Origin of the sequence: Buttiauxella cochleicola, assembly GCF_021282405.1 — a bacterium.
In the GTDB taxonomy this organism is placed as follows: Bacteria; Pseudomonadota; Gammaproteobacteria; order Enterobacterales; family Enterobacteriaceae; genus Buttiauxella; species Buttiauxella massiliensis.
Map to the genome: position 1 here is coordinate 26,700 of NZ_JAJSOU010000008.1, position 25,123 is coordinate 51,822.

The window sequence follows — 25,123 nt, forward strand, 5'->3', positions numbered from 1 at the left end:
TGTGTGCTGTTCCCCTGAACGCCAGCGCTAGTTAATCCGTGCGCCGCTGTGCTCATCAAACAGATGCGCTAGCTGAACGTCTGGCAGTAACCGCATTTCACTCCCCGGTTTTGTTTGTATCCTGTCTCTGAATACCGCAATCGCCTTTTGATTACCGATATTAAGGGCAATCTGTGTTTCTGCACCGGTGGGTTCTACGACATTCACTTCTGCCACCACCCCTCCTTGTGTAACCTGAGAAAAATGCTCTGGCCGCACGCCGTACAAGACTCGCTGCCCCTGTACGACGGCAGGAACGTTGGCTAACGGCAGGCGCAAACCATCATCGGTGACCACCGATTCACGGTCGACTTTGCCACTAAGTAAATTCATTGAAGGTGAACCAATAAACCCGGCGACAAAAGCATTACGTGGGCGGTCGTACAACTCAAGTGGCGTACCGACTTGCTCGATGACACCATCTTTGAGCACCACAATCCTGTCGGCCATCGTCATCGCTTCGACTTGATCATGAGTCACATAAACCATGGTGGCGTTCAGGCGCTGGTGCAGTGCTTTAATTTCGGTTCTCATCTCGACCCGCAGCTTGGCGTCAAGGTTTGACAGTGGTTCGTCAAAAAGGAACACGCGCGGGTTGCGCAGAATAGCTCGCCCCATGGCCACACGCTGACGCTGGCCGCCAGAAAGCTGGCCAGGTTTACGCTTGAGCAACAAGGATAAACCCAGCGTTTGTGCCACCTGAGCGACGCGTTCATCAATCAGCAGTTTTGCCACGCCCTGCATCTTAAGCGAAAACCCCATGTTCTCTGCCACGGTCATATGCGGGTATAACGCATAATTCTGGAACACCATCGCGATGTTTCGATCCTGTGGGGAAATATCGTTAACGATTTCACCATCCAGCGCGATTTCGCCGTCGGTAATGCTTTCAAGCCCGGCGATCATGCGCAGCAGGGTGGATTTCCCACAGCCAGAAGGGCCAACCAGCGCGACAAACTCGCCTTCGTGAATGGTTAAGTCCAGCCCGTTGATTATCACGTTATCTTCATAACGTTTATGAATATTGCTTAACGTAATCGTTGCCATGATTAGTCCTTGAGACCGCCTGCGGTGAGGCCGTGAACCAGATAGCGGCGCACCAGCAGCGTAAATGCCACAACCGGAAGCATGACCAGCGTGCCGCTGGCCGCTATTTTGCTCCACTCCCACCCCTCATACTGGAGAAAGTTAACGATAGCCACTGGTGCCGTGACGGCCTGAGTGCGAGTCAGGATCAAGGCATAGAAGAAATCGTTCCACGAAAATATAAAACACAGAATGGCGGTCGCTGCTAAGCCAGGAGCCACAAGCGGTAGCGTGATGGTCCAGAACGTTCGCCATATAGAACAACCATCAAGCCAGGCCGCTTCTTCTAAAGCTGTAGGGACGGCTGCAAAAAAGGTCTGCATCAGCCAGATAACAATCGCCAGATTAAAGGTGAGATAGACAATCGCCAGCCCGATGACGGTGTCCTGCAACCCTAACCAGCGCCAGGCGAGATAAAAGGGGATGGTGAACGCGATGGGCGGTGCCATACGGGTCACCAGGATCCAGAGTGCCACGTATCTGCGCCCGGGGAATTGCCAGCGTGTTAATACCCATGCCGCGGGAACGCCGATGACCAGAGAAAGCCCTGTTGACAGCGAACTCACCAGCAGACTGTTACCGAACGAGTGGAGAAAATTCCCCTGCCAGAGTGCGCGAAAGGCGTCCAGCGTCGGGGTAAACCACAGCGTGAGATCAAACACCTCAATGGCCGGGCGAAATGCCATCACCACCATCCACAGGAACGGGGAAAGCACTGCTAACAGTAATAGCCAGGTGGCGACTTCCCGACTGCCGCGCAGACGAAATGGCTTTCTGCGTCTGGTGCTACCAGACACTTGTTCAAGCGCTAGCTTTTCGCTCATCGCTCCACCCCGCTTTGCCAATGATATAGCTCAGTACAAATACCCCGACCAGAATCACCACCGCGATCGCGCTGCCATAGCCCCAGTACGAGAAATTAAACGCCTGAATGAAACCGTAATAGTTGGTGACTTCAGTGACTGTGCCTGGGCCACCGTCGGTCAAAATGTAAATCAGCGGAAAGGCTTTAAAGCTGTCGATAAGCCGGAAGAGGGCGCAGACCACCAGCACCGGTTTGATGTAGGGCAACACGATATAGCGGAAGATATTATGTGCACGCGCGCCGTCCAGACTTGCGGCTTCCAGCGGGTCACGTGGGATCATCTGCAAAGCCGCGAGCACCATTAACATGGTAAACGGGAACCACTGCCAGATATCCGCCACCGCAATCGCCCATAAAGCCGTCGCGGGATTGGCAATCAGCGAATTGAGGGTGATTCCCCAAAGCTCTAAGACTTGATGCAGCGGGCTAATATCCGGGGTGTAAATGATTTTCCAGATAAGCGCCACGATAATCGGTGGTAGCACCATGGGAATCAAAAATAATGTCCTGGCAGTATGCAACCACGCTGAGGTGCCATTTAAAAGCAACGCTAATCCCAACCCAATAATCACCTGGAATAACACACTGACTAACGATAATTTTATTTGCGTAATAATAGAATTAAGAAAGCGTGGGTCCTCGAGAAGTTGCCGATAATTAATTAACGGGTCGCTAAAATTAAATGTTTCCTGGGGATTCGTCAGGCTTAATGGTGTCAGGCTGGTAATGACTAATGCCATCGCCGGTAATAACGTAATCACCACCAGCAAAATAATCGACGGCATTAACCCAGCCAGCCAGGCGTTGCGCTGTTGGCTACGCCAGTTGGTTTTACCCTTCATCAAGGCTCCTTAGATTTTTGCACCCGAGCGTCGGAGATCGGCAATCGACGCGGTTTGAGCCTGCTGCATCGCTTGTTTCGCTGAAAGCTGACCCGAAATAATCAACGCGATAGCCTTGTTGAGCTGCTGATCAACCTGAGGGTAAACATCCACGGTGCGGTATTTCATATAGCCACCCTGGGCTGCACGTTCAATGGCGCTGAGCGAAAGCTGGGCCAAATCGACACCGTTGATAATTTGCTTACTGCGATAGGCCTGGGAATCAATATCGCTTCGACGTGTTGGCGAACCGTACCCCGCCTGAACCGCCCGCTGCGTGGTTTGCTTAGAAAGCGCCCACTGAATAAATGCCCACGCCGCTTCTTTATTTTTCGAACCGGCAGGGATGCCCAGCGCGTGTACCGCCATTCCTGGGAAGCGCCCTGCAGGCCCTTGTACCAGTTGGCCGAAATTCACGGTTTTTAATGTGCGTGAAGATGCCGGATCGCCAAGCTGCGCCAGGTAGGCCTGGCTTGAGTCGGAGAAATTAACCCGTCCTAATTTTAGTGCCTGAGTCGATTGATCGGCGGTGTAAGTCAGGCCACCGTTCGGGCCAAACTCGCGGATAAGTCGTGCAAAATAGTCCGCAGCGGCGATAGCCTCTGGGGTATCAAGTGTCGGGAACAGGTCGTCAGGCGGATTGCGAAAGACGTTGCCACCAAACGCTTGCAGATAAGGAATGAACGTCCAGCCGTAATGGCTATCGGTCACATAAGCCGACACACGTTCCTTTTTATTGACGGCCTGGAAAACCTTAACCAGATCGTCGGTGGTGTCAGGGTATTTAAGCCCTGCTTGCGTCACCAAATCAAAGCGCGAGGCACCTGATAGCATCCCTTCGAGCACCCAGGGAATACCGTAAAGTTTGCCATCCCGCCCGGTTTCCGGCCCCAGCCCACCGGCCAGGAAATCGTGCACATCCCACTCGGCACTGGTCAGATTTGGGTTAGCGATGAATTCGTCCAGCGGTGTTAACCAGCCGGAGTTTATCCAGCGGCTGGTGTAGATAAAGGTCACGTTGACTACGTCGTAGGCGGAACCTTTGGTGGATAACTCGAGGTCCGCTCGCTGGTTATAAACTGGAAACGCGGGCGTATCGAAGTTCACTTTCGCTCCGGTCAACACTTCAAATTCCGGTAGCCACTGGCGCAGTAAAGTGGGGTAGGCGGTGCTAAACGTCGAGACATTCAGCGTCACGCCATCATACTTTTTGGCACCGTTAGCGCCGCGTGCAAAAGACGGTACCATCGCATACACCCCGAAGGCCGCCATCGCTTTCAATAAATCCCGACGTTGCATCATTCTCTTCCTTTTTATTTCGCGGCTTAAGCCACTTCGCTGACGGGAGATTGCGCGTCCGGGCGGCTCAGGGTGCGGCTACGGCTGCCATCAACGGCAACAGCGGCATCGCCCTCAATGGTGACGCGGCGTACGAGGCGCGGTTGCGTACCGTAATCATTGACCGCGTAATGCTGGGTGGCCCGGTTATCCCAAATCACCACGTCATCTTGTTGCCACTGCCAGCGCACGGTATTTTCCAGTTGGATGACACGGTTTTGCAGCAGCTCAAACAGGCGTGATGATTCACGGCTGCTAAAGCCAGATAAGCGTTTGAAGAAATGCCCGAGCAGCAGTGCTTTTTCGCCGCTTACAGGGTGCACATGGACAACCGGATGCTCTGCCTCATAAACCGCAGAAACAAAGACTTTACGGTGATGATCCAGACGCTGCTGTTCGGCCACAATACGGTCTGCGCCATAGTCATAATCATTGCTGTGAACCGCTCGCAGGCTTTCAGCAAAGCGCTTTAACTCTTCAGGCAGGTTTTCATAAGCCGTCGCGGTATTTGCCCACACGGTATCGCCACCGTATTCAGGAATTTTGACGCCACGCAAAATAGAAATTTTTGGGAAAGCTTCAACGAAGGTGACATCGGTATGCCAGGAATCTGCTCTGCCGCCGCCTTTAGAGGCATCCAGTTCGAAGAGTTTGGTACCGGTAGGTGCCGGGACGGTAGGATGTGCGACAACTTTGCCAAATCGTGCACCAAATGCCTGGTGAGATTCGTCATTTAATTGTGTCTGCTTACGGAAAAAGAGAACTTTATATTTCACCAGCGCAGCTTCTATTTGCGAAAATATATTTTCATCGATGTCAGGTGTTATTTTGAAGTCAACAATCTCAGCGCCAATATTTCCGGCAACGCGGCGAATAGTCAGGTTTTTAAATTCAACGTCAGAATGTGAAGAATGAATTGTCATAGTGGCGGACCATTAATGGAGAAGTGAGTCCGCAGTATAAAAATTACAAATTGATAACTTAAATAACGATTACGCATAACTTAAAGATTTGCTGGTGGCAAAGCTAAGTTAATTTTTAGATATATACCCTTGGCGGGAAATAAAAATGGCTCCCGGTTAGGGGAGCCATTAAAGATGTTACTCAGTTGCGATTACTTAACTGCCATACCGGCTTGCGCACCGCTGTCCGGGCTTAACAGGAAGATATCTTTCCCGCCAGGACCTGCCGCCATCACCATCCCTTCCGAGATGCCGAAGCGCATTTTACGCGGTGCCAGGTTTGCCACCATAATGGTCAGACGGCCTTCCAGCGTGGCCGGGTCTGGATAAGCAGAACGGATGCCGGAGAATACGTTACGTTTCTCACCGCCAAGGTCCAGCGTCAGACGCAACAGCTTGTCAGAGCCTTCAACAAATTCCGCTTTTTCAATAAGTGCAACGCGCAGGTCCACTTTCGCGAAATCATCAAACGCGATGGTTTCACCAATCGGGTCATCAGCCAGTGGGCCAGTCACCGGAGCGGCAGCCGCTTTCACTTCTTCTTTCGACGCTTCAACCAGTGATTCAACCTGTTTCATCTCAATGCGGTTATACAGCGCTTTGAAATTATTTACTTTGTGGTCGAGCAGCGGCTGCTGGATAGCATCCCAGCTCAGTTCGCAGTTCAGGAATGCTTCAGCACGTTCAGCAAGCGTAGGGATAACCGGTTTCAGCCAGGTCATCAGCACGCGGAAGAGGTTAATACCCATGGTGCAGATGGCTTGCAGGTCAGCATCACGGCCTTCCTGTTTTGCCACAACCCACGGAGCCTGCTCATCGACGTAACGGTTTGCAACGTCTGCCAGCGCCATGATTTCACGCACGGCTTTACCAAACTCACGGCTTTCCCACGCTTCGCCGATGCTTTGTGCCGCGTCGGTAAAGGTTTTGTACAGCGCCGGGTCAGCAATTTCAGCAGACAGCTGGCCATCAAAACGCTTGGCGATAAAGCCGGCGTTACGCGATGCCAGGTTAACCACTTTGTTAACGATGTCGCTGTTCACACGCTGCACGAAATCTTCCAGGTTCAGGTCGATATCGTCGATACGTGAAGAGAGCTTAGCGGTGTAGTAGTAACGCAGGCTATCGGCGTCAAAGTGGTTCAGCCAGGTGCTCGCCTTAATGAACGTGCCGCGAGATTTGGACATCTTCGCGCCATTCACCGTCACATAGCCGTGAACAAACAGGTTGGTTGGCTTGCGGAAACCGCTGCCTTCCAACATGGCAGGCCAGAACAGGCTGTGGAAATAAACGATGTCTTTACCGATGAAGTGATACAGCTCGGTGGTGGAATCTTGCTTCCAGTATTCGTCAAAGCTTTCTGTATCACCGCGTTTGTCGCACAGGTTTTTGAATGAACCCATGTAGCCAATTGGCGCATCCAGCCAGACGTAGAAGTATTTGCCCGGTGCATCAGGAATTTCGAAACCGAAATAAGGCGCATCGCGGGAAATATCCCACTGTTGCAGACCAGACTCGAACCACTCCTGCATTTTGTTCGCCACTTGTTCTTGCAGCGCACCGGAACGAGTCCATGCTTGCAGCATTTCGCTAAACGACGGCAAATCAAAGAAGAAGTGCTCGGAATCACGCATTACAGGTGTTGCGCCAGAAACCACGGATTGCGGGTTAATCAGCTCGGTTGGGCTGTATGTTGCGCCACAAACTTCACAGTTATCGCCGTACTGGTCAGGTGCTTTACATTTCGGGCAGGTGCCTTTTACGAAACGGTCAGGCAGGAACATGCCTTTTTCCGGGTCGAAAAGCTGAGAAATAGTGCGGTTTTTAATAAAACCGTTCTCTTTCAGACGGCCATAAATCAGCGACGCCAGCTCGCGGTTTTCGTCGCTGTGCGTGGAGTGATAGTTATCGTAGCTGATGTTAAAGCCAGCAAAATCAGTCTGATGCTCCTGACTCATTTCGGCAATCATCTGCTCTGGGGTAATCCCTAACTGCTGTGCTTTCAGCATGATAGGCGTACCGTGTGCATCGTCTGCGCAGATGAAGTTAACCGTGTTGCCGCGCATTCGTTGGTAACGGACCCAGACGTCAGCCTGGATGTGCTCCAGCATGTGACCAAGGTGGATTGAGCCGTTAGCGTACGGAAGTGCGCACGTTACCAATAATTTTTTCGCGGTATGAGCCATAGTAGAAATTGCATCTTCTAAATAGAAAAGGGCCTTAGATGTTAACTGAGAGCCGCCTTGTGGTAAACCACACAAGGCGATCAAGGAAATTTTATCGCGCCTGGTCGCATCTGGTATGCTTAACAAACTGCAATGTCCGACAATAAAAACATAAGGAGCCGGGATGAATTCGCAATCCCCGTCAAGTCGTTCCCCCGAGCAGCTACGCGCGATGGTCGCCGGGACACTGGCCAATTTTCAGCACCCAACCCTCAAACATAATCTGACCGCGCTTAAAGCCTTGCATCATGTCGCGATGTTAGACGACACGCTGCATGTTGAGCTATTGATGCCGTTCGTCTGGCGCAGTGGTTTTGAAGCGCTGCAAGAGCAGTGCAGCTCGGATTTGCTACGCATTACTGGGGCGAAAGCGGTGGACTGGAAACTCAGCCACAACATTGCCACCTTAAAGCGTGTGAAAAATCACCCCGGCATTAATGGCGTGAAGAACATTATTGCGGTGACCTCAGGCAAAGGCGGTGTCGGCAAGTCGAGTACCGCGGTGAACCTGGCGCTGGCGCTGATTGCCGAAGGGGCGAAAGTCGGGATTCTGGATGCGGATATTTATGGCCCGTCTATCCCAACGATGCTGGGTGCGGAACACGAACGCCCAACGTCTCCCGACGGCACGCATATGACGCCAATTCTGGCGCATGGCCTGGCAACCAACTCCATTGGTTATCTGGTCACTGATGAAAACGCCATGGTGTGGCGCGGGCCGATGGCCAGCAAGGCACTCTTGCAGATGCTGCAAGAAACCATGTGGCCGGATCTCGACTATCTGGTGCTGGATATGCCGCCAGGCACCGGTGATATTCAACTCACACTTGCGCAGAACATTCCCGTAACGGGTGCTGTTGTGGTGACCACGCCGCAAGATATTGCGTTGATCGACGCCCGTAAAGGCATTGTGATGTTTGAGAAAGTTGATGTGCCAGTGCTGGGTATCGTTGAAAACATGAGCATGCATATTTGCAGCAACTGCGGTCACAATGAGGCGATTTTTGGCACCGGCGGGGCACAGAAACTGGCGGATCAATATCACACCAGATTACTGGGCCAGTTGCCGCTGCACATTACTCTGCGTGAAGATCTTGATGCCGGTAAGCCAACGGTGATCAACCGTCCAGAAAGCGAGTTTACCGCTATCTACCGTCAACTGGCGGGTAGCGTTGCAGCGCAGCTTTACTGGGAAGGCGAAGTGATCCCTGCGGATATTGCGTTCAGAGCGGTTTGATTTAAAACCACCTTCATCCCTGCCTTCTCCCTGAGGGAGAAGGAGAAAACCAGCCTCTTTCCCTCCCCTGGGGGCTGTCTCTTATACACAACTCACCCGGGCATTTTGTCAGGGTGAGACCTGTAAGCCTCGTTGATTTTCCGTTCACCCGTGCGTTCTGTTATCTCTTTAATTCCCGAAAACGGTGAACGTATCAAGGGGTTAACGCCAACCCCTTGATAATCCAGGCGCCCGGTCATTAAATTGCCGGGAGTCCGGGTTCTTAGGGTGACGACGGTGGTCACCCTAAGACGTTCACCAGTTCAGTGGCTATATGAAACAATGAACATCGGGTGAACGGAACTGTCTCCCTTCTCACAAAGATGTGACTAAGAGACAGCCTGGGGAGAGGGATATTTATTCCCAAAATCAAAAATTATTGAAACCCTTCAAAGAAAGTTAAGCCACATCGTTGTATGTTACGCGCCGTTTAACACTCAATGGCGGGCGCAATGTACGAGTTTAACCTGGTGTTACTGCTGCTTCAGCAGATGTGCGTCTACCTGGTTATCGCCTGGTTGATGAGTAAAACGCGACTGTTTATCCCGCTGATGCAGGTCACAGTACGTTTACCACACAAATTACTCTGCTACGTCACGTTCTCCATTTTCTGCATTATGGGCACCTATTTTGGGCTGCACATCGACGATTCCATTGCTAACACGCGGGCGATTGGCGCGGTTATGGGCGGGTTACTCGGCGGGCCGCTGGTTGGCGGACTGGTGGGTTTAACCGGGGGCTTACATCGTTATTCGATGGGAGGCATGACTGCGCTAAGTTGCATGGTTTCCACCATTGTCGAAGGGCTACTTGGTGGGCTGCTGCACCGTTTGCTGATTCGTCGTGGGCGCAGCGATTTGCTGTTTAATCCGTTGACCGCAGGCGGTATTACGCTGCTGGCTGAATTCTTCCAGATGGGCATTATTTTGTTGATTGCTCGCCCGTTTGCCGATGCGTTGAATCTGGTGAAAAGTATCGCCGCTCCGATGATGATAACCAACACCGTGGGTGCTGCGTTATTTATGCGTATTTTGCTCGACAAGCGCGCGATGTTTGAGAAATACACCTCGGCATTCTCGGCAACCGCGTTAAAAGTTGCGGCCTCGACAGAAGGGATTCTGCGCCGGGGTTTTAACCAGGAAAACAGTATGAAAGTGGCACAGGTGTTACATCTGGAGCTGGATATCGGAGCCGTTGCTATTACCGATCACGAGAAGCTGCTGGCGTTTACTGGAATCGGTGCCGACCATCATTTACCTGGCAGCCCGATCTCGTCTGAATATACCTGGCAGGCAATTGAACGCGGCGAAGTGGTCTATGCCGACGGCAATGAAGTGCCGTACCGTTGTTCACTGCACCCGCATTGCAAACTCGGTTCGACGCTTGTTATCCCTCTGTACGGTGAAAATAGCCGCGTGATTGGCACCATCAAACTTTATGAAGCGAAGAACCGCCTGTTTAGCTCAATTAACCGCACGCTGGGTGAGGGCATCGCGCAGCTGCTATCTGCGCAAATTTTAGCGGGGCAATATGAACGACAAAAGCAGATGCTTACGCAGTCAGAGATCAAGCTTCTGCACGCACAGGTGAACCCGCACTTTCTGTTTAACGCTTTGAATACGCTGGTGGCGGTGATCCGCCGGGATAACGAGCAGGCCTGCCAGTTGGTGCAATATCTCTCGACGTTCTTTCGTAAAAACCTCAAGCGCCCAAGCGAGATTGTGACGCTCGCCGATGAAATCGAACATGTAAATGCGTATCTGCAAATCGAACAGGCGCGTTTTCAGTCACGTTTACGCGTGCAACTGAATATTCCTCAGTCACTTTCGCAGGTGCAGTTACCGGCTTTCACTCTGCAACCCATTGTTGAAAATGCCATTAAGCACGGCACTTCGCAGTTGCTTGGTGTTGGGGAGGTGACGGTTAATGCTTGCCAGAATGGAGATTATTTGCAGCTTTCTATTGAAGACAACGCCGGTTTATATCAGGAAAAAAACACGTCCAGTGGACTTGGGATGAGTCTGGTAGATAAACGTCTGCGCGCCCGTTACGGCGATGATTGCGGTATTAAAGTGGATTATGAGTCAGATCGATTTACCCGTATTACTCTACGTTTACCTCTGGAGGAAACCCCATGTTAAAAGTGCTGATTGTCGATGATGAACCGCTGGCGCGAGAGAATTTGCGCATCATGCTGCAAAACGAGCCTGACATTGAAGTCGTGGGGGAGTGTGGTAATGCGGTAGAAGCCATCGGCGCGGTGCATCGCTTGCATCCGGACGTGGTGTTTCTTGATATCCAGATGCCGCGCATCAGTGGGCTGGAAATGGTGAGCATGCTTGACCCTGAACAGCGCCCCTACATCGTATTTCTCACCGCCTTTGACGAGTACGCGGTGCAAGCTTTTGAAGAACATGCGTTCGACTATTTGCTTAAACCAATAGACAGCAAACGGTTGGAGAAAACCCTACACCGCCTGCGCCATGTGCGCGTCGATCAGGATATGACACTGCTTGCGCCTAACCAGGAAGATCTTAAATTTATCCCTTGTACCGGGCAGAGCCGGATTTACCTGCTCCAGATGGAAGAAGTGATGTATGCCAGCAGCCGCATGAGTGGGGTATATGTCACCAATGCGCAGGGCGCTGAAGGCTTTACCGAACTGACGTTGCGCACGCTCGAAAGCCGCACACCGCTGGTGCGCTGCCATCGTCAATACCTGGTCAATATGGTGCATCTCAAAGAGATCCGCTTTGAAGATGGCGGGCAAGCCGAGTTGATGCTGCGCGACGGGCAGTCAGTCCCGGTGAGTCGGCGTTATTTGAAGAGCCTAAAAGAGGCACTGGGGCTAAAGGCAGTCTAGTTTTTATCCATTTGCTGACTTATACTTGTACTATAAATTGCACAAGTGGAGCGATCATGCAGGTTATTACATTCTCCGAAGCCCGTAATCGGCTCAAAACGGTTCTTGATGAAGTTGTAGACAATGCCGATATCACGGTTATCACCCGTCGGGATGCTGAAGATGCGGTAGTGATGTCACTGGATTACTACAATTCTTTGATGGAAACCGTACATCTGCTGAGTTCTCCGGCAAATGCGACTCGCCTGATGGAATCCATTGCGCAGGCACAGGCAGGCAAAATCTCACGGAGAGAGATTATCGATGAAGACGGCGAATAGGCTGCTCGCGTGGACCGATCACGCCTGGGAGGATTATCTCTGGTGGCAAACGCAGGATAAAAAAACCTTAAAGCGCATCAATAAACTCATTGAAGATGCTCAAAGAAATCCTTTTGATGGACTGGGAAAACCTGAACCTTTACGTGAAAACCTCAGCGGGCTGTGGTCCCGACGAATCAATGATGCTGACCGTCTGGTTTATAGTGTTAGTGACGACCTCCTCACCATTTTCCAGTGCCGACTTCATTACTAAATCTGCGCGCGGCAGCAGAACGCTATATACTGCCCGCTTTAGAAATACCCCCGCTTGCAAGATTTAGAACGAGAGAATCACCACTATGATGAATAACGACGTATTACGCAGCGTGCGCTACATGCTGAATTTGGGCAACGACGACATGGTGAAAATCTTCGCCCTGACCGACACTGCCGTTACTGCCGAGCAGATTGTTACCTGGACCAAAAAAGAAGACGAAGAGAACTTTAAACTTTGCCCGGATATCCTGATGGCAAACTTCTTGAACGGCCTGATTTACTTCAAGCGCGGCAAAGACGAAAGCAAACCGGCACCAAAAATCGAACGCAAGATGACCAATAACATCATCCTGAAAAAGCTGCGTATTGCGTTTGATTTGAAAACTGACGACGTGCTGGAAATTCTGACCTCACAAGAATTCCGTATCTCTATGCCAGAAATTACCGCGATGATGCGCGCCCCAGAGAACAAAAACTTCCGCGAATGCGGCGACCAGTTCCTGCGCTACTTCCTGCGTGGTTTAACTGCACGCGTACACGTAGCGAAGAAGTAAGATTTATTGCGCTTATCCACTATACGAATGCATTTCGTAGGTCGGATAAGCGCCAGCGTCATCCGACACAAAACCTCGAATATCCGATGCTATCCCCGCGCTTCGTTCTTCCGCTTCACAATATCTGCCATCACCGCCAACGCAATTTCAGCCGGCGTTTTGCTGCCCAGCGGCAGGCCAATCGGCGCATGAATACGCTGCAACTCTTCAGGATTTAATTCGGCGATTTTTTGCAAACGCTCCAGCCGCTTTGCGCTGTTTTTCTGCGAACCCATTGCGCCAATATAAAACGCGGGCGTATTCACCGCTTCCATCATGGTTAAATCATCCATGCGTGGATCGTGGGTTAGCGCGACAATTGCCGTATTCGCGTGGCAGGAATTTTGTTCGAGATAGTTCGCGGGAAATTGTTTCAGCAGCGTGATGTCGGCTTTAAGCTGTGCGGAGAAATTTTCCAGCGCTTCCGGGCGATTCTCGCAAACTAAGACTTCAAAACCCAACGAGCTGGCAAAATCGGCGCAGTACAGCGCAACGCTGGAAAGCCCGGCAATTAGCAGGCGCGGGGCGGCGGCGACATGCAAAGTAATCTGCTGCCCGTTGCGCTCAACCTGGGTGATATCGGCAAATTCGGTAACTTCAAGGTGGCGACAAGGCTCGGGAAGCGTCAGACGTTTTTGCAAGGCAAAATGGCCAGCCAGCGCAGCGGCCATCTTTTCCAGATACATAATATTGCTGGGGGTGGCAGAGAGATATTCCACCAAAATATCCAGCATCCCGCCGCAGGGCAACGCAATACCCGGCTCCAGACCACCTTCGCCATAACGTACAATCTGGCTGGCTTGCTGATATTCACCCTGAGCAATACGCTGCAAAAAATCCTCTTCTACACAGCCACCGGAAAGTGAACCACAAAAACGATTGTCGGCTGTTGCCACCATTAACGCACCTGGTGAACGGGGTGAGGAACCATAGGTATTTAAAACCGTACATAACCAGACGGGTTGTTGTTCCAGCCATTCACGAGCCTGGTGAATCACACTAATATCAATGTGTTGCATGATTACTCACTCCTTTGAACCAGTTGTGATGGGAGATCAAAATCGCGCTGGGAATCGGCATCTTCAATTTCGATGAGGTGCACGGACTCGCCACGTAACAACTCACGCGCGCCGTTGTCACCGGTTAACTGACTGAGTTTGCTGTACCAGTTACGGTCGAAGGCCACGGGATGACCCGGTTGTGTGCTAACACATGGCCGCACCAGCGTGTGAGATTTCAGTGCATCGGCCACCTCCACAAACACCGCCGGTGGAACAAAAGGCATATCCGCAAGATGAATCAGCCAGCCTTGCCAGTACGCATTCGCGCGAACACCGGCTGCGATCGACTCACCCAACCCAGAACTTTCAATCAGCGTAACGGGAATCTGCTGTGCGAGGCACAACGCTTGAACCTTGCTGTTTTCCGGCCGCGTCACTACATGCACTTGCAGGCCAGAAGCCAGTGCATTACATAGCGTTTGCGCAAACACGCTGTTGTCGTTGAGCAACGCGTTAAGTTTATTGCCTTCGCCGCCCGCTTTTTTGAAGCGTTCGGCACATCCTGCGGCGGCAATAATAATGCCTGCTTTCATGTTCAAGGGTGATTCCTCACTACCTTCCTGATTACGCAATATGATGTGTAATTTGCGCAACAATGTTTTTTTTATGAAAATGAGATGTTAATTCTCACATGGTTTAGCTTAAATATATATACTTATATTCACTACGGAAATGAATAAGAACTACGCATAATTGTTTGAAAAAAAGACAATAATAAATTTAAATGGGATGTTTTATGAGCAATTTTAATCCATCACGGCGCAGTTTTATTAAACGCGCGGTGGTAGCCGGAGTCGCGGTGTATCTTGCCCCTCTCTATAGCCGTGCGTATGCCGCGCTGTTCGAACAAAAAATTCTGCACTCGCCGAACTGGGATGCTAAAAACAAACGCATCCGTTTCCGAATCGACGGGCAATCAAAAGTGATTGGGCAGAAAGTTTTTGCCCGTGATATTCGTGCGATTGACATGCCTCATTGGCCGCAGAAACAGGCTCACGCCTTTATTTTGCGCACCACTAAAGCCGACAGGCTATTTAGCGGTATCGATCTCTCTTTATTGGGCGATGAGCTGAAACCGGATCGCATCGTCACCGCTGAGGATCTGGCGCGTGATGGCCTGGCATTCCCGGCGTTCTACGGCGAAGACATGCTGCTGCCAACCGGCAAAACTCCGGCGTATCTCGGCCAGGCCGTGGCGATTTTGATCTACCACGATTTTGCCCGTTTCCGTTTCGCCAAAGACAAACTGAAATTCAAAGATGAAGTGATTCAGTACGGTGCCGAAACCGGCCCGCTGGAACGTGACCCATGGGGAACCTTCCGCTTCGTGCGCGTCGGCGGCGCTACCTCGCAGGATGACGATCATTTCTCCAGCCTGAAAGACATGCCGATTTTCCCGGTGTCGATGAAAAAGCATTTGCCGGTTTGGCCGGAAGGGCGCGAAGGCGGCAAGCTGGATGAGGAAGGCATGTTCTATGCTTCTCAAATTGCCGCCGAGCTGAAAAACCCGCCGCAGAACTGGCTGGTGATGAACCGCCGCTACACCTCGCAATCCATCGACACCGCCGCTCTTGAGCCGGATAACGCCAACGGCTGGTTCGACACTGCCACACAAACGCTGCATATGGTGGTGCCGACGCAGTCCCCGCAGGAAGTGGCCGACGAAATGCCGCGCATGCTGGCAAAAGCCACTGCGCCGGTAAAACAGCTAATTCTGCATCCGTGTTACACCGTGGGCTACGGCTCGAAAGATCACTATAACTTCCCGTATTACGGCGCGGTTGCCGCGATGTATGGCGACGGTCATCCGGTGCGCCTCGCCAACGACCGCTACGAGCAGTTCCAGACCTCAATCAAACGCCACGCGTTTGACATGAATTACACCATCGCGGTGAACAAACAGACCGGCGTGCTGCAATCGTTTTTAGGCGATATGACCGCCAACGGCGGCGGGCGCAGTAACTTTACGCCATCAGTTGCCATGGTCGGCGCTACGGCTGCGCAATCCATTTACTACTTCCCGAAAAGTGATTTGTCGGCAGTCGGCATCGCTTCCCGCGCTATTGACGCCGGTTCCGCTCGCGGCTACGGCACGTTGCAAAGCATGGCCGCCACCGAAATGATGGTTGATGAAATCGCCGCCGAGCTGAATATCGACCCAATCGAATTCCGTATGCGCAACGCGCTGAAATCCGGCATGAAAAACACCCAGGGCGCCATTCCGGCCGGGGCGATTCGCGTGGATGAAGTGCTGGCGAAAGCGGCAAAACATGAAATCTGGCTGAAACGTGCTGAACGCAAAGCCGAATTTGAAATGAAAAATCCGGGCAAGCGCTACGGCGTCGGCTTCGGCTGCGTGCAAAAAGACTTTGGCACTGGTGCCGAAACCTCGTTTGCGCGTGTGGAATTGAGCGCCGACGGGCGCATCACGCTGCACCACAGCGGCGCGGAAATGGGCACCGGCATGTCGACCTCGCAATCGGTATTGTGCGCGCAATGGTTGGGGAAACCTGCCGACGAAGCGCATTTCTCCGTCACCGACTGGAGTTCACTGCCGATTGTCACCAGCGGCGACCCGTACATTATGTCCCAGGAAGAGCAGGACAAACTGGCGGCTAATCCGGCGTGGTCACCGTCTTACTGCTCGCCATCGAGCGCCAGCAACTCGGCCTTTTACTTCTCGCACAGCACGCGTGAAGCGGCGCGTTTAGTCTTCGAACAGGGCGTGTGGCCTGCGGCGATGGCAATCTGGAGTACCGGAATCGGCGGCGGCCAGGCGGCACCGTTAGTGGTGCGTATCGACGACGCCCGTTGGGTTGAAGGTGGCTTAACCGCGGCCGGAATGGAAATTCTCAGCATCGAATTGTTGGCGAAAAAAGCCCACGAAATGGGGCTGATGACCGGTGCTGCGGTGCACGTATTTAACCGCTGGCAGTGGGCAGAAGCTGATTTCAAACTGGGCGAACAAAGCCGACGCCTGCCGATTGACGGCCTGTCGGTGCGCAACGGCAACGGCGAATTCGTAACGCTTGCTCGCGAACACGTTTATTACCCGCCAACCCAGCGTAACAACGCGGCGGTGACGTACTACAGCGCGGTTGGCACGCTGGCAGAAATTGCGGTCAGCCTCGCAACCGGCGAAGTCGAACTGCTCAATCACCACTCGATTATGGAATGCGGCAACTTGATTGTGCCGGAACTGGTTTCCGGGCAGTTGCAGGGCGGGCTGGCGATGGGTATCGGCCACGCGCTCCACGAATATTTACCTCTCTACGAAGACGGGCCGGGTAACGGAACATGGAACTTCAACCGTTACCACATGCCGCGCGCCAGCGATGTTGCAGTCTGGAAACAGACCGGCGATATCCTGCCTGCGCTTTCGGAAACTGATCCACCAAAAGGCATGGCGGAAGTCGTGATGATCCCGGTAGTCGCCGCGATTGTTAACGCCCTTGCCGACGCCACCGGTCACCGTTTCCGTGATTTGCCTGTCCGTGCTGAAAATATTCGTGAGGTATTACCATGAGCATCAAAACCAAACCAATGACCCTGACCATCAACAATAAACCGTACGGCCCGATTGACGTGCCGGAAGGGTTGATGATGATCGATTTCCTCCACGAATACGTTTATCTGACCGGTTCGCGCCTCGGCTGTGGGCAGGGCATTTGCCACGCCTGTGTGGCGATTGTCGATAATCCAAGCGGCACCAGCGAAGAAGTGCGCACCTGCATTACCGGCGCGCATTTCTTTAACGGCAAAAAAGTCCGCACCGTGGAAGGCCACGCTAAAGTTGACGAGCAGGGCGAAGTCGTCGAGCTTTCGCCAATCCAGCAGTCATTCCTCGATCACTACAGCTTCCAGTGCGGCTACTGCACGCCGGGCTTTGTGAATGCCGCGACGATTTTTGTTGAGAAACTCAAGCGCGAGCCGATCGAGCGCGACGAACTGGAAGGCGCAATTTCCCAGGCGCTGGAAAACCACATCTGCCGCTGCACCGGCTACGTGCGTTACTACGAAGCCGTGCGCGACGTGGTGCTGAAAACGCCGGGGCTGGTGAAGGAGGCGGTGAAATGAAAAAGCGTCTCACGCTAATCGTATTGGTGATTATCGCCATTATCGTGGCGATTCTGTACTGGCGGGAATACCGCACCTATGACGGCCCGGTGCAAAAAGTCACCGCCAGCAAAGAGCAAATCGAGCGCGGCAGTTATCTTGCCAAAGCGGCTGACTGCGCGGCTTGCCACACGGCATCCGGCGGCGCACCGCTGGCGGGCGGCTACCCGCTGGAATCCCCATACGGCACGATCTACGGCAGCAACCTGACCCCGTCGGCTGATTACGGAATTGGTCGCTGGACGAAAGATGATTTCTATAAAGCGTTGACCGAGGGCGTTGGCCCAACCGGACGCCATCTGTTCCCTGCGATGCCATACACCTCGTACAAAAATATTTCGCGCCAGGATTCTGACGATATTTACGCGTATCTGATGACCCGCCCGGCGGTAGACGTGAAGACGCCGGATAACGAAATGACCTTCCCGTTCAACCAGCGTATCGCGCTGATTGGCTGGAATATTATGTTCCATGACAAAGATCCATTGCCTGCTATTTCCACCGGCAACTCAGCCGACTGGCAGCGTGGGCGTTATCTGGCTGACGTGCTTGGGCACTGTGGCGAATGCCACACCGAACGCGGATTACTCGGCCAGATGAAGCTCGACAAAGCGATGCAGGGCGGCGAGTTAGGGCGCTTTATGGCACCGGATATTACGCCGAAAGCGTTAGCGCAACGCGGCTGGACGCCGGGCGACGTGAAGCAATTCCTCACCACTGGCATTGCGCCACAGGGCAGTGCGTTTAGCGAAATGCACATGGTGGTGGATCTGAGCACGCAGCATTTGACGCCTGAAGATCAAAAAGCGATGGCGACGTACCTGATGGGCGAAGCGCCTCCGGCGGCGATCCCGGCGAAACTCGGCCAGGGTAACGAAGCAGGGCGCATGACGTATCTGGATCAGTGCGCTGGCTGCCACGCTCGTGAAGGCGAAGGCAAACCGCACGTTGCGGTTTCGATGCTCAACAACGCGACGCTGCGCCAGCCCGATGCGAAGAACCTGATCGTTTCGGTGATGGACGGCCTGCCTGCGCAGAATTTCCCTAACGGGGAGAGTATGCAAAGTATGCCAGGGTTTGGCGATCGTCTGAACGACGAGCAAATTGCCGAATTGGTGAATTATCTGCGTGTGACATGGGGTGGTTTGCCGGGGGATGTGACGGTGGATCAGGTTAAGGCGCTGAGACCAGCGCAGAAGTAAACTGGGGGATTATGTTGGGCACGGTGGTGTTCCGTTCACCTGGAAGTTATTAGATCCCATAAATATCGATGAACGGTGAACGGGTAAGGGGGATTACGACATCCCCCTTACGACCCCGTCGCCCGGCAAATCAATCGCCGCTGCGCGGTAAACACCGTTTTTCACCCAACATTCGGTGTCGTTCGCGACTCGTTTATTCGGCACATCCCTGTGCCGAACCACTTCGTGGCCAACGCAAGCGTTGTTCAAAAATGTTCCTGACATTTTTGTCCGACGATCGCTCACTCACGTGGTTCCCGACCACGTGACCCCGACTGAAGGGTAAAAAACGGCGCGATTGAAGCCGGGAACAAGGTCAAAACCAGCGCGGTGTGGTCTGTTGGTTTTGGTTTTGGTTTTGGTTTTGGTTTTGGTTTTGGTTTTGGTTTTGGTTTTGGTTTTGGTTTTGAAGTTGAAGTTGAAGTTGAAGTTGAAGTTGACCTTTGGTTCCGGCTTCAATCGCCTCCATTTTGAGTCCAGGTGGCCGGGTCCAGCCGTCGGGAACGGCTGGAGGGCGCGATCGTCTGGAACGAATCGCAACCGACCCGGACACGGAGGAAAAATGGAGGTTTACCGCTTGCGGCGATTGATTTGCCGGACGCCGGGGTTGCCAGGGGGCTGGCGTGAGCCACCTGGCACGTTCACCGTTCGCAGATTTATGAAGGATCGAAGTACTTTTAGGTGAACGGAAAACCACCGTCCTGGCATAGGACTCACTCTGACAAGAGGAAATCCAAAACCGCTCCCCCCCCATTTGCAACCGCTTAACTCCCCATTCAACCGCTCACCAAAACACCCGCCTATTGCATAACCAACCCATGCCAGCATAGCGCTGAACTTTTTACCTTTGGCAATGGAGTGGGTTATGCAACACGCACTAACTTTTGTTATCGCGACTTTGTGTGTTCTGACCATCTGCTATCGTCTTTATGGGGTGTTTTTCGTCCGTAAAGTTCTGAATGCTGATGACTCAGAAATCACACCGTCACATGTTCTTGAGGACGGCAAAGACTACGTCCCAACAAAAAAATGGGTTAACTTCGGCAGCCACTTTGCTGCAATCGCGGCAGCAGGGCCGTTAGTAGGCCCTGTTCTGGCGGCACAATACGGTTATCTACCGAGCTTCTTATGGTTGCTTATCGGTTGTGTGGTGGGTGGCGCGGTGCACGACACCGTGGTGCTTTTCGCCTCGATGAAACACCGCGGGAAGTCACTCTCAGAAGTGGCAAAAGCGGAACTTGGCCCGGTGGCTGGCTGGTGTACCGGGCTTGCGATGCTATTCATCATCACCATTACCATGGCGGGTTTGTCGATGGTGGTGGTGCATGCGCTGGAACGTAACCCATGGGGCACGTTTGCGGTGTTTATGACTATCCCTGTAGCGATTTGCGTTGGCCTCTGGGAGCGTTATACCGGCAGTATGCGCGGTGCAACCTGGGTTGGGATCATTGTTATCTTCGCCTGTGTGATCATTGGCCCATATATTCAGGAATCTTCATTTGGCGAGTGGCTGAGTCTTCGTGCCTCAACAGTGAGCCTGGTGCTGCCGTTCTACGCGTTCTTTGCTACCGCGCTGCCTGTCTGGATGCTGCTGACACCACGTGGTTATCTCTCAAGCTTTATGAAAATCGGTGTTTTCGGTGCGCTGGTCGTTGGTGTGGTGTTCATCAACCCGGAAATTCAGTTCCCGGCGGTGACGCAGTTCATCCATGGTAATGGCCCTGTACTGGCAGGCCCGGTATGGCCGTTTATTTCTATCACCATCGCCTGCGGCGCGATTTCCGGTTTCCATGCATTTATCGGTTCCGGTACCACGCCTAAGCAAATCGACAAATGGAACGATATTCTGCCCGTTGCTTTCGGTGCGATGCTTGCGGAATGCGTAGTTGGCGTGATGGCGCTTATCGCTGCCACCTCGTTGCATCCTGCTGACTACTTTGCCATTAACTCCTCGCGCGAGGTGTTTGCTGGCCTTGGTATGGATGTGGTGAATTTGCCGCAGCTTAGCGAATCTATCGGTCTTGACCTTTATGGACGTACTGGTGGGGCTGTAACACTTGCCGTCGGTATGGCTGATATCTTTACGCGTATTCCGTGGTTCAGCCATCTGGCATCCTACTTCTTCCAGTTTGTCGTGATGTTTGAAGCGGTGTTTATTCTGACAGCCGTAGACTCCGGTACTCGCGTTGCACGTTACTTGCTGCAAGATTTCCTCGGCGATATTTGGCCACCACTCAAACGCACTAACTGGATGCCGGGTGCAATTGGTTGCAGCATCGTCGCTTGCCTGTTGTGGGGCTATTTGCTGAACTCTGGCGATATCAACTCAGTGTGGGCATTGTTTGGTGTTTCTAACCAGCTAATGGCTTCAATTGGTCTGATGATTGGCGCAACCATTATTCTGCGTATGTCAGAAAAACGTTGGTACGTGCTGACCTGCCTGGTGCCACTGTCTTATCTATATGTGACAGTAAACTATGCGGCTTACTGGATGGTGAAAAACGTCTACTTCAATAGTGCAGCCAAAGGCTTCAACATTTTCAATGGGACGATTTCAATTGTGATGGTGGCATTGGGTCTGGTGATTATGGTGGCGTCGATTCAACGCTGGGTGGTGTTGTGGCGCGCTCGCGGGAATTCAGAACCGATTGAGTTGTTGTCTTAATAGCAATTGATTTGAACAGTGCTAAAAGCCGGTCTTCCATGACCGGTTTTTTTATTGGCAGGCTTTCGCTTCTGCTTTGGTCAGGTCACTACGGCTGCAATCCAGTGGACGACCGGATACGCCTTTAGCGTCAATGGCGGCTTGCTCTGCAGAGACAATCATTCCGTTTGCGCGATGTTTACCGGTCCAACTGACACCTGCAGTTCCGTCCGGATTTATGGAGATAGACAGCACAACGCCCTGGCCTGTCGCTTCGTAGTAGTTATCGTTCACCTTCTTCAGCTTCATCTCTTTGCCGTTCAGGTAAACCGGGCCGCCCTGGTCGATATGTACATCACCCGGGTGGCCTTTACCGTTGAACAGCGGCAGCGCAGCACTAGCAGAAAAAGCGACAAAACCCAGAACCATCACTAACGTTTTCAGTTTGCTCATCATTAACTCTCTTATCAGAATTTGTTCTCAATCTATTCACAAGCGTGAATATGAGAAGGGAAATATTTCCGGAGCGAGATAATGCTGCCGGGCGAGATGACCGATACTGATTTATATCAAATTGGTGAATGGGTTTTATGGTGAATATTCTTAATAGTGATAAATGATGGCCGCAATCTGGTTTAGCACATTGCGGCCAGGGATTTACTCTTCGGTTACAACTTTGCTTCTCGGCTGCTCAAGGATCATCGTTTGTGTCTGGCTAAGGCTAATTCCTGCCGCGCGCAGCATTTTGAGGATCTCATAAAGCAGGTCACTTCGCGTTGAGCTGACCATTCGCGGGCTGTTCACATAACCGGTAACGCTCAGCACAATCCCGGTTGGCCCCAGTTCTTTAAAGCTGACTGAGGGCTGAGGTGTTTCCAGAATTGATTCATGCAGATTATATGCCTCAAGCAGTAAATTACGGACTTGCTCAGGGTCGATATCCAGCGGGAAAGTCAGGCTAATCGTTGCGACACCCTGCGCATTGCCCATAGTGGCGTTTCGTACGTTCTGCGAAATAAGCTGGGAATTCGGCACAATGACCGTTGATTTATCGCCTAATTGAATCTCTGTGGCACGTACGTTGATACGCCGGATATCACCCTCAACCCCGCTGATACTCACCAGATCGCCCACTTTTACCGGACGCTCGGTTAACAGAATTAAGCCGGAAATAAAGTTCTTCACAATTTCTTGTAAGCCAAAACCGATACCAACCGACAGGGCGCTGACTATCCATGCCAGTTTGTTCCATTCGATACCGAGCATCGACAACGTGAGCATGATAATCAGCACGTAACCGACGTTAGTGAACAGTGTTACCAGCGAAGCACGCAGGCCGCGGTCCATATTGGTTTTTGGCAGGAAATCGTTATCCAGCCAGCGACGAGTTGAGCGCAGAACGTACCAGCCCACCACCAGACACAACACCGCATTAAGTGCATGTGCCGGGATGATGTTCATCCCTTCGAGGCCTTTACCGCCCCACATATCAGCGATTTTAGTCAGTAACTCCATTGGCGTTGTCGTGCCGAAGGTACCGTTAAGCAAAGCGACTGCTGCCATTACCAGCAGTGATGTCTTCCCAACCGCTGAGAACAACGTCGCTGCAAGCGACAGATGGCGGTCGTTGAGACTCAGCGTGCTTTTAAGGATTTTCCCGCTGTGGGTTGACGGAGAGAATACCGCTTCACACAAGTCCACCACGAAGTGAATCAGCAGATACAGGCTGCAAACCACCAGGCCAATCCACAACAATTCAAAGGTGACGAAACGGGCCAGTGGAATGTAGCCAATCAACAGCGCCAGCAGGATAACAAAAGCGGTGAGGCTGATGACGAGGTGAATAAGGCCCGCAACGGTTGAACGCGCTTCTGTTTGCTCGCCTTCGGCACGCATTTTCCTGCGTATCCGGTTGACGCGAACAGGTGCAATCAGGCAATTGAGCGCAACTAGCAAAGCGGCCAGACCATTACCAAATAACGTGGCATCGATACTCGCTCCAACCAGCGAGTTCAACTGCTCGATGATACCGAAGATAAATATGAAGGCTGCCAGTAAAATCGGGAATGACGCCAGCGTTTTTGCCAGCGGGTCGGCAATACCCGGCAGACGCCAGGAAGGGTGACTATTGGAGAGCAATGCGATGCCAAGACCGGCAATCACCGCGGAAAAATAGGTCAGCTCGACCAATTGTCCGGCAAACTCATTAACCCATGGTGAGGTATCAGGCAGGCGCGTGAAGTTATAGCACAGCAACTGCATGCTGATACCCAGCGTCAGCGTAGTACTTAAAGTTGTGAAACAGGCGAGGAAACTGCGGCGAAAGCGGCCTTGCGGCAGCCAGCGAGGCAGAATCCAGTTCATTGGTTTATCCAGCCCGAAACGACCAAATACCCCAATCCCCAGCGCGAGTAATAGATAGATACCCGAACCTATTCGCCATTCATCGCTCCAGGCCTCGGCCCAGGCATCACTAATCTGAGTGCCAAATTCACCGAAGCGTGCAGCGTCTTTGTCGTTGGGTTCGAATACGGGTGACCAGAATTTTTCGCCAAGAATACTGCCGGTATTCAGGGCAATTTGTGTTTTCAGCGCATCGCGGCGCAATCCAGAAATTTGCGAAGAGAGGTTTTGCGCGGCAACTGCAATGGCTTTGGTTTGCTCGATTTGTGTGGTGAGCAAGGTTTTACTGTTGTTCAGTTGTTTGCGTTGGCTAACAACTTGCGGCGTTTCGGCCAGTGCCCCTGGTGCCGGTGCCGGTCCAAGAACATCCAATTGCGCCTGAACCTGAGTTAATTGTGGTGCCAGTGCAACGGCGAGCTTATCGGCTTCACTCACCAATTTTTGCGAATCGTCATTTAGGCTGGTGAACTGTTTATCGGTTTTAGCCGCGGATACTCGCTGCTTAAGTGAATCCAGGCGCTTTTGCAACGCGGGAATGACCGTGCTGGCATTGATCTTAACCGGCTCTTCACTAGCTGTTTGCCCGGTAGGGTCATCCGCATGAGACGGGAAAGGCATCACCATTAAACAAGACAACAATGCCAACAGAAGCAAAGGCATTTTTAACATTTTTGGTATCATCAGGACAGATCCAGTGAATCAATAAATTAGCGGCGTAAAAACAATTTGCTAAGAATATCTTGAATTGGCGCTGAGTGTACCAGGTTTTATCTGTTTCATTCACCATGCGTCACCCTTCATGGTGCTTCTTCGTCAGCATCACTCATCCATCCGGAAGTCGTAGGTCGATATCTTAGAGCTTAATAGGACATTGCTGAGGCAAGATAAAGGTTTGTTACATGTTATTAAATATTCATTTAACTTAAATTGCTCATCGTCGAAGAGATGGTGTTTT

The 25,123-nt window shown here is 52.2% G+C and carries 22 protein-coding genes; 11 read left to right on the forward strand and 11 right to left on the reverse strand.

What is annotated here, in order from left to right; all coding sequences use genetic code 11:
* Positions 1-27: 27 nt before the first annotated feature.
* The 6 genes from LVQ79_RS12390 to metG form a co-directional block, all read right to left on the reverse strand.
* Positions 28-1,086, reverse strand: coding sequence for an ABC transporter ATP-binding protein (locus tag LVQ79_RS12390; RefSeq protein WP_232865171.1), 1,059 nt, complete (start codon positions 1,084-1,086; stop codon positions 28-30).
* Positions 1,087-1,088: 2 nt separating this feature from the next.
* A complete protein-coding gene (locus LVQ79_RS12395) occupies positions 1,089-1,949 on the reverse strand; it encodes a carbohydrate ABC transporter permease (protein ID WP_232865172.1) in 861 nt (286 codons plus the stop codon).
* The gene (locus LVQ79_RS12400; RefSeq protein WP_232865173.1) at positions 1,927-2,832 is read right to left on the reverse strand and encodes a carbohydrate ABC transporter permease; all 906 of its coding nucleotides are present in this window, start codon (positions 2,830-2,832) and stop codon (positions 1,927-1,929) included. Before LVQ79_RS12400 ends, LVQ79_RS12395 begins: the two co-directional genes overlap by 23 nt.
* A 9-nt stretch (positions 2,833-2,841) precedes the next feature.
* Positions 2,842-4,173 (reverse strand): ABC transporter substrate-binding protein, encoded by a 1,332-nt coding sequence (locus LVQ79_RS12405; protein ID WP_232865174.1) that lies wholly within the window; start codon positions 4,171-4,173, stop codon positions 2,842-2,844.
* A gap of 23 nt (positions 4,174-4,196) precedes the next feature.
* A complete protein-coding gene (locus LVQ79_RS12410; RefSeq protein ID WP_232865175.1) occupies positions 4,197-5,132 on the reverse strand; it encodes a TauD/TfdA dioxygenase family protein in 936 nt (311 codons plus the stop codon).
* Between the two features lie 191 nt (positions 5,133-5,323).
* Complete coding sequence (gene metG / locus LVQ79_RS12415; RefSeq protein WP_232865176.1) at positions 5,324-7,357, reverse strand: methionine--tRNA ligase; 2,034 nt, start codon at positions 7,355-7,357, stop codon at positions 5,324-5,326.
* Between the two features lie 163 nt (positions 7,358-7,520).
* On the opposite strand from metG, the gene apbC reads away from it, so the two are divergent.
* The 6 genes from apbC (at position 7,521) to LVQ79_RS12445 (ending at position 12,664) form a co-directional block, all read left to right on the forward strand.
* Positions 7,521-8,633 carry an iron-sulfur cluster carrier protein ApbC gene (gene apbC / locus LVQ79_RS12420; RefSeq protein WP_232865177.1) on the forward strand — a complete coding sequence of 371 codons (1,113 nt, stop codon included), beginning with the start codon at positions 7,521-7,523 and terminating at the stop codon, positions 8,631-8,633.
* A 491-nt stretch (positions 8,634-9,124) separates the two neighbouring features.
* Entirely contained in the window at positions 9,125-10,813 is a 1,689-nt protein-coding gene (locus tag LVQ79_RS12425; protein WP_232865178.1) for a sensor histidine kinase, read from the forward strand.
* Positions 10,807-11,535: a two-component system response regulator BtsR gene (btsR, locus tag LVQ79_RS12430; RefSeq protein ID WP_232865179.1), complete on the forward strand. Its 729-nt coding sequence runs from the start codon at positions 10,807-10,809 to the stop codon at positions 11,533-11,535. Before LVQ79_RS12425 ends, btsR begins: the two co-directional genes overlap by 7 nt.
* A 56-nt stretch (positions 11,536-11,591) precedes the next feature.
* Complete coding sequence (locus tag LVQ79_RS12435) at positions 11,592-11,855, forward strand: type II toxin-antitoxin system Phd/YefM family antitoxin (RefSeq protein WP_151994450.1); 264 nt, start codon at positions 11,592-11,594, stop codon at positions 11,853-11,855.
* Complete coding sequence (locus LVQ79_RS12440; RefSeq protein WP_151994449.1) at positions 11,839-12,108, forward strand: Txe/YoeB family addiction module toxin; 270 nt, start codon at positions 11,839-11,841, stop codon at positions 12,106-12,108. The genes LVQ79_RS12435 and LVQ79_RS12440 overlap by 17 nt, the downstream gene beginning before the upstream one ends.
* Before the next feature lie 85 nt (positions 12,109-12,193).
* The gene (locus tag LVQ79_RS12445; protein ID WP_064512387.1) at positions 12,194-12,664 is read left to right on the forward strand and encodes a YehS family protein; all 471 of its coding nucleotides are present in this window, start codon (positions 12,194-12,196) and stop codon (positions 12,662-12,664) included.
* Between the two features lie 89 nt (positions 12,665-12,753).
* Here LVQ79_RS12445 and LVQ79_RS12450 read toward each other — a convergent pair whose 3' ends face one another.
* Both LVQ79_RS12450 and LVQ79_RS12455 read right to left on the reverse strand, forming a co-directional pair.
* Positions 12,754-13,722, reverse strand: a complete 969-nt coding sequence (locus LVQ79_RS12450; RefSeq protein WP_232865180.1) for an XdhC family protein — start codon at positions 13,720-13,722, stop codon at positions 12,754-12,756.
* A gap of 2 nt (positions 13,723-13,724) precedes the next feature.
* Positions 13,725-14,297: a nucleotidyltransferase family protein gene (locus tag LVQ79_RS12455; RefSeq protein ID WP_232865320.1), complete on the reverse strand. Its 573-nt coding sequence runs from the start codon at positions 14,295-14,297 to the stop codon at positions 13,725-13,727.
* Between the two features lie 203 nt (positions 14,298-14,500).
* Between LVQ79_RS12455 and LVQ79_RS12460 the strand changes: the two genes are divergently transcribed.
* The 3 genes from LVQ79_RS12460 to LVQ79_RS12470 are packed head-to-tail and all read left to right on the forward strand — an operon-like array spanning position 14,501 to position 19,082.
* Positions 14,501-17,290 carry a xanthine dehydrogenase family protein molybdopterin-binding subunit gene (locus tag LVQ79_RS12460; RefSeq protein WP_232865181.1) on the forward strand — a complete coding sequence of 930 codons (2,790 nt, stop codon included), beginning with the start codon at positions 14,501-14,503 and terminating at the stop codon, positions 17,288-17,290.
* Complete coding sequence (locus LVQ79_RS12465; RefSeq protein WP_120065299.1) at positions 17,287-17,841, forward strand: (2Fe-2S)-binding protein; 555 nt, start codon at positions 17,287-17,289, stop codon at positions 17,839-17,841. The genes LVQ79_RS12460 and LVQ79_RS12465 overlap by 4 nt, the downstream gene beginning before the upstream one ends.
* Positions 17,838-19,082: a cytochrome c gene (locus LVQ79_RS12470; RefSeq protein ID WP_232865182.1), complete on the forward strand. Its 1,245-nt coding sequence runs from the start codon at positions 17,838-17,840 to the stop codon at positions 19,080-19,082. The genes LVQ79_RS12465 and LVQ79_RS12470 overlap by 4 nt, the downstream gene beginning before the upstream one ends.
* Before the next feature lie 93 nt (positions 19,083-19,175).
* Here LVQ79_RS12470 and LVQ79_RS12475 read toward each other — a convergent pair whose 3' ends face one another.
* Entirely contained in the window at positions 19,176-19,331 is a 156-nt protein-coding gene (locus tag LVQ79_RS12475) for a hypothetical protein (protein ID WP_232865183.1), read from the reverse strand.
* Positions 19,332-19,451: 120 nt separating this feature from the next.
* On the opposite strand from LVQ79_RS12475, the gene LVQ79_RS12480 reads away from it, so the two are divergent.
* Entirely contained in the window at positions 19,452-19,595 is a 144-nt protein-coding gene (locus LVQ79_RS12480) for a hypothetical protein (protein WP_232865184.1), read from the forward strand.
* A 391-nt stretch (positions 19,596-19,986) separates the two neighbouring features.
* Complete coding sequence (locus LVQ79_RS12485) at positions 19,987-21,786, forward strand: carbon starvation CstA family protein (protein WP_232865185.1); 1,800 nt, start codon at positions 19,987-19,989, stop codon at positions 21,784-21,786.
* A 51-nt stretch (positions 21,787-21,837) separates the two neighbouring features.
* Here LVQ79_RS12485 and LVQ79_RS12490 read toward each other — a convergent pair whose 3' ends face one another.
* Both LVQ79_RS12490 and LVQ79_RS12495 read right to left on the reverse strand, forming a co-directional pair.
* On the reverse strand, positions 21,838-22,221 hold the full coding sequence (locus LVQ79_RS12490) for a hypothetical protein (RefSeq protein ID WP_232865186.1): 384 nt from the start codon (positions 22,219-22,221) through the stop codon (positions 21,838-21,840).
* A 201-nt stretch (positions 22,222-22,422) separates the two neighbouring features.
* Positions 22,423-24,837 carry a DUF3772 domain-containing protein gene (locus LVQ79_RS12495; RefSeq protein ID WP_502258314.1) on the reverse strand — a complete coding sequence of 805 codons (2,415 nt, stop codon included), beginning with the start codon at positions 24,835-24,837 and terminating at the stop codon, positions 22,423-22,425.
* Positions 24,838-25,123: the final 286 nt, after the last annotated feature.

Excerpts from the sequence above, each read along its gene's own strand:
- LVQ79_RS12390 (WP_232865171.1), bottom strand. The coding sequence starts at position 1,086 with ATGGCAACGATTACGTTAAGCAATATTCATAAACGTTATGAAGATAAC.
- LVQ79_RS12395 (WP_232865172.1), bottom strand. The coding sequence starts at position 1,949 with ATGAGCGAAAAGCTAGCGCTTGAACAAGTGTCTGGTAGCACCAGACGC.
- LVQ79_RS12400 (WP_232865173.1), bottom strand. The coding sequence starts at position 2,832 with ATGAAGGGTAAAACCAACTGGCGTAGCCAACAGCGCAACGCCTGGCTG.
- LVQ79_RS12405 (WP_232865174.1), bottom strand. The coding sequence starts at position 4,173 with ATGATGCAACGTCGGGATTTATTGAAAGCGATGGCGGCCTTCGGGGTG.
- LVQ79_RS12410 (WP_232865175.1), bottom strand. The coding sequence starts at position 5,132 with ATGACAATTCATTCTTCACATTCTGACGTTGAATTTAAAAACCTGACT.
- metG (WP_232865176.1), bottom strand. The coding sequence starts at position 7,357 with ATGGCTCATACCGCGAAAAAATTATTGGTAACGTGCGCACTTCCGTAC.
- apbC (WP_232865177.1), top strand. The coding sequence starts at position 7,521 with ATGAATTCGCAATCCCCGTCAAGTCGTTCCCCCGAGCAGCTACGCGCG.
- LVQ79_RS12425 (WP_232865178.1), top strand. The coding sequence starts at position 9,125 with ATGTACGAGTTTAACCTGGTGTTACTGCTGCTTCAGCAGATGTGCGTC.
- btsR (WP_232865179.1), top strand. The coding sequence starts at position 10,807 with ATGTTAAAAGTGCTGATTGTCGATGATGAACCGCTGGCGCGAGAGAAT.
- LVQ79_RS12435 (WP_151994450.1), top strand. The coding sequence starts at position 11,592 with ATGCAGGTTATTACATTCTCCGAAGCCCGTAATCGGCTCAAAACGGTT.
- LVQ79_RS12440 (WP_151994449.1), top strand. The coding sequence starts at position 11,839 with ATGAAGACGGCGAATAGGCTGCTCGCGTGGACCGATCACGCCTGGGAG.
- LVQ79_RS12445 (WP_064512387.1), top strand. The coding sequence starts at position 12,194 with ATGATGAATAACGACGTATTACGCAGCGTGCGCTACATGCTGAATTTG.
- LVQ79_RS12450 (WP_232865180.1), bottom strand. The coding sequence starts at position 13,722 with ATGCAACACATTGATATTAGTGTGATTCACCAGGCTCGTGAATGGCTG.
- LVQ79_RS12455 (WP_232865320.1), bottom strand. The coding sequence starts at position 14,297 with ATGAAAGCAGGCATTATTATTGCCGCCGCAGGATGTGCCGAACGCTTC.
- LVQ79_RS12460 (WP_232865181.1), top strand. The coding sequence starts at position 14,501 with ATGAGCAATTTTAATCCATCACGGCGCAGTTTTATTAAACGCGCGGTG.
- LVQ79_RS12465 (WP_120065299.1), top strand. The coding sequence starts at position 17,287 with ATGAGCATCAAAACCAAACCAATGACCCTGACCATCAACAATAAACCG.
- LVQ79_RS12470 (WP_232865182.1), top strand. The coding sequence starts at position 17,838 with ATGAAAAAGCGTCTCACGCTAATCGTATTGGTGATTATCGCCATTATC.
- LVQ79_RS12485 (WP_232865185.1), top strand. The coding sequence starts at position 19,987 with ATGCAACACGCACTAACTTTTGTTATCGCGACTTTGTGTGTTCTGACC.
- LVQ79_RS12490 (WP_232865186.1), bottom strand. The coding sequence starts at position 22,221 with ATGATGAGCAAACTGAAAACGTTAGTGATGGTTCTGGGTTTTGTCGCT.
- LVQ79_RS12495 (WP_502258314.1), bottom strand. The coding sequence starts at position 24,837 with ATGTTAAAAATGCCTTTGCTTCTGTTGGCATTGTTGTCTTGTTTAATG.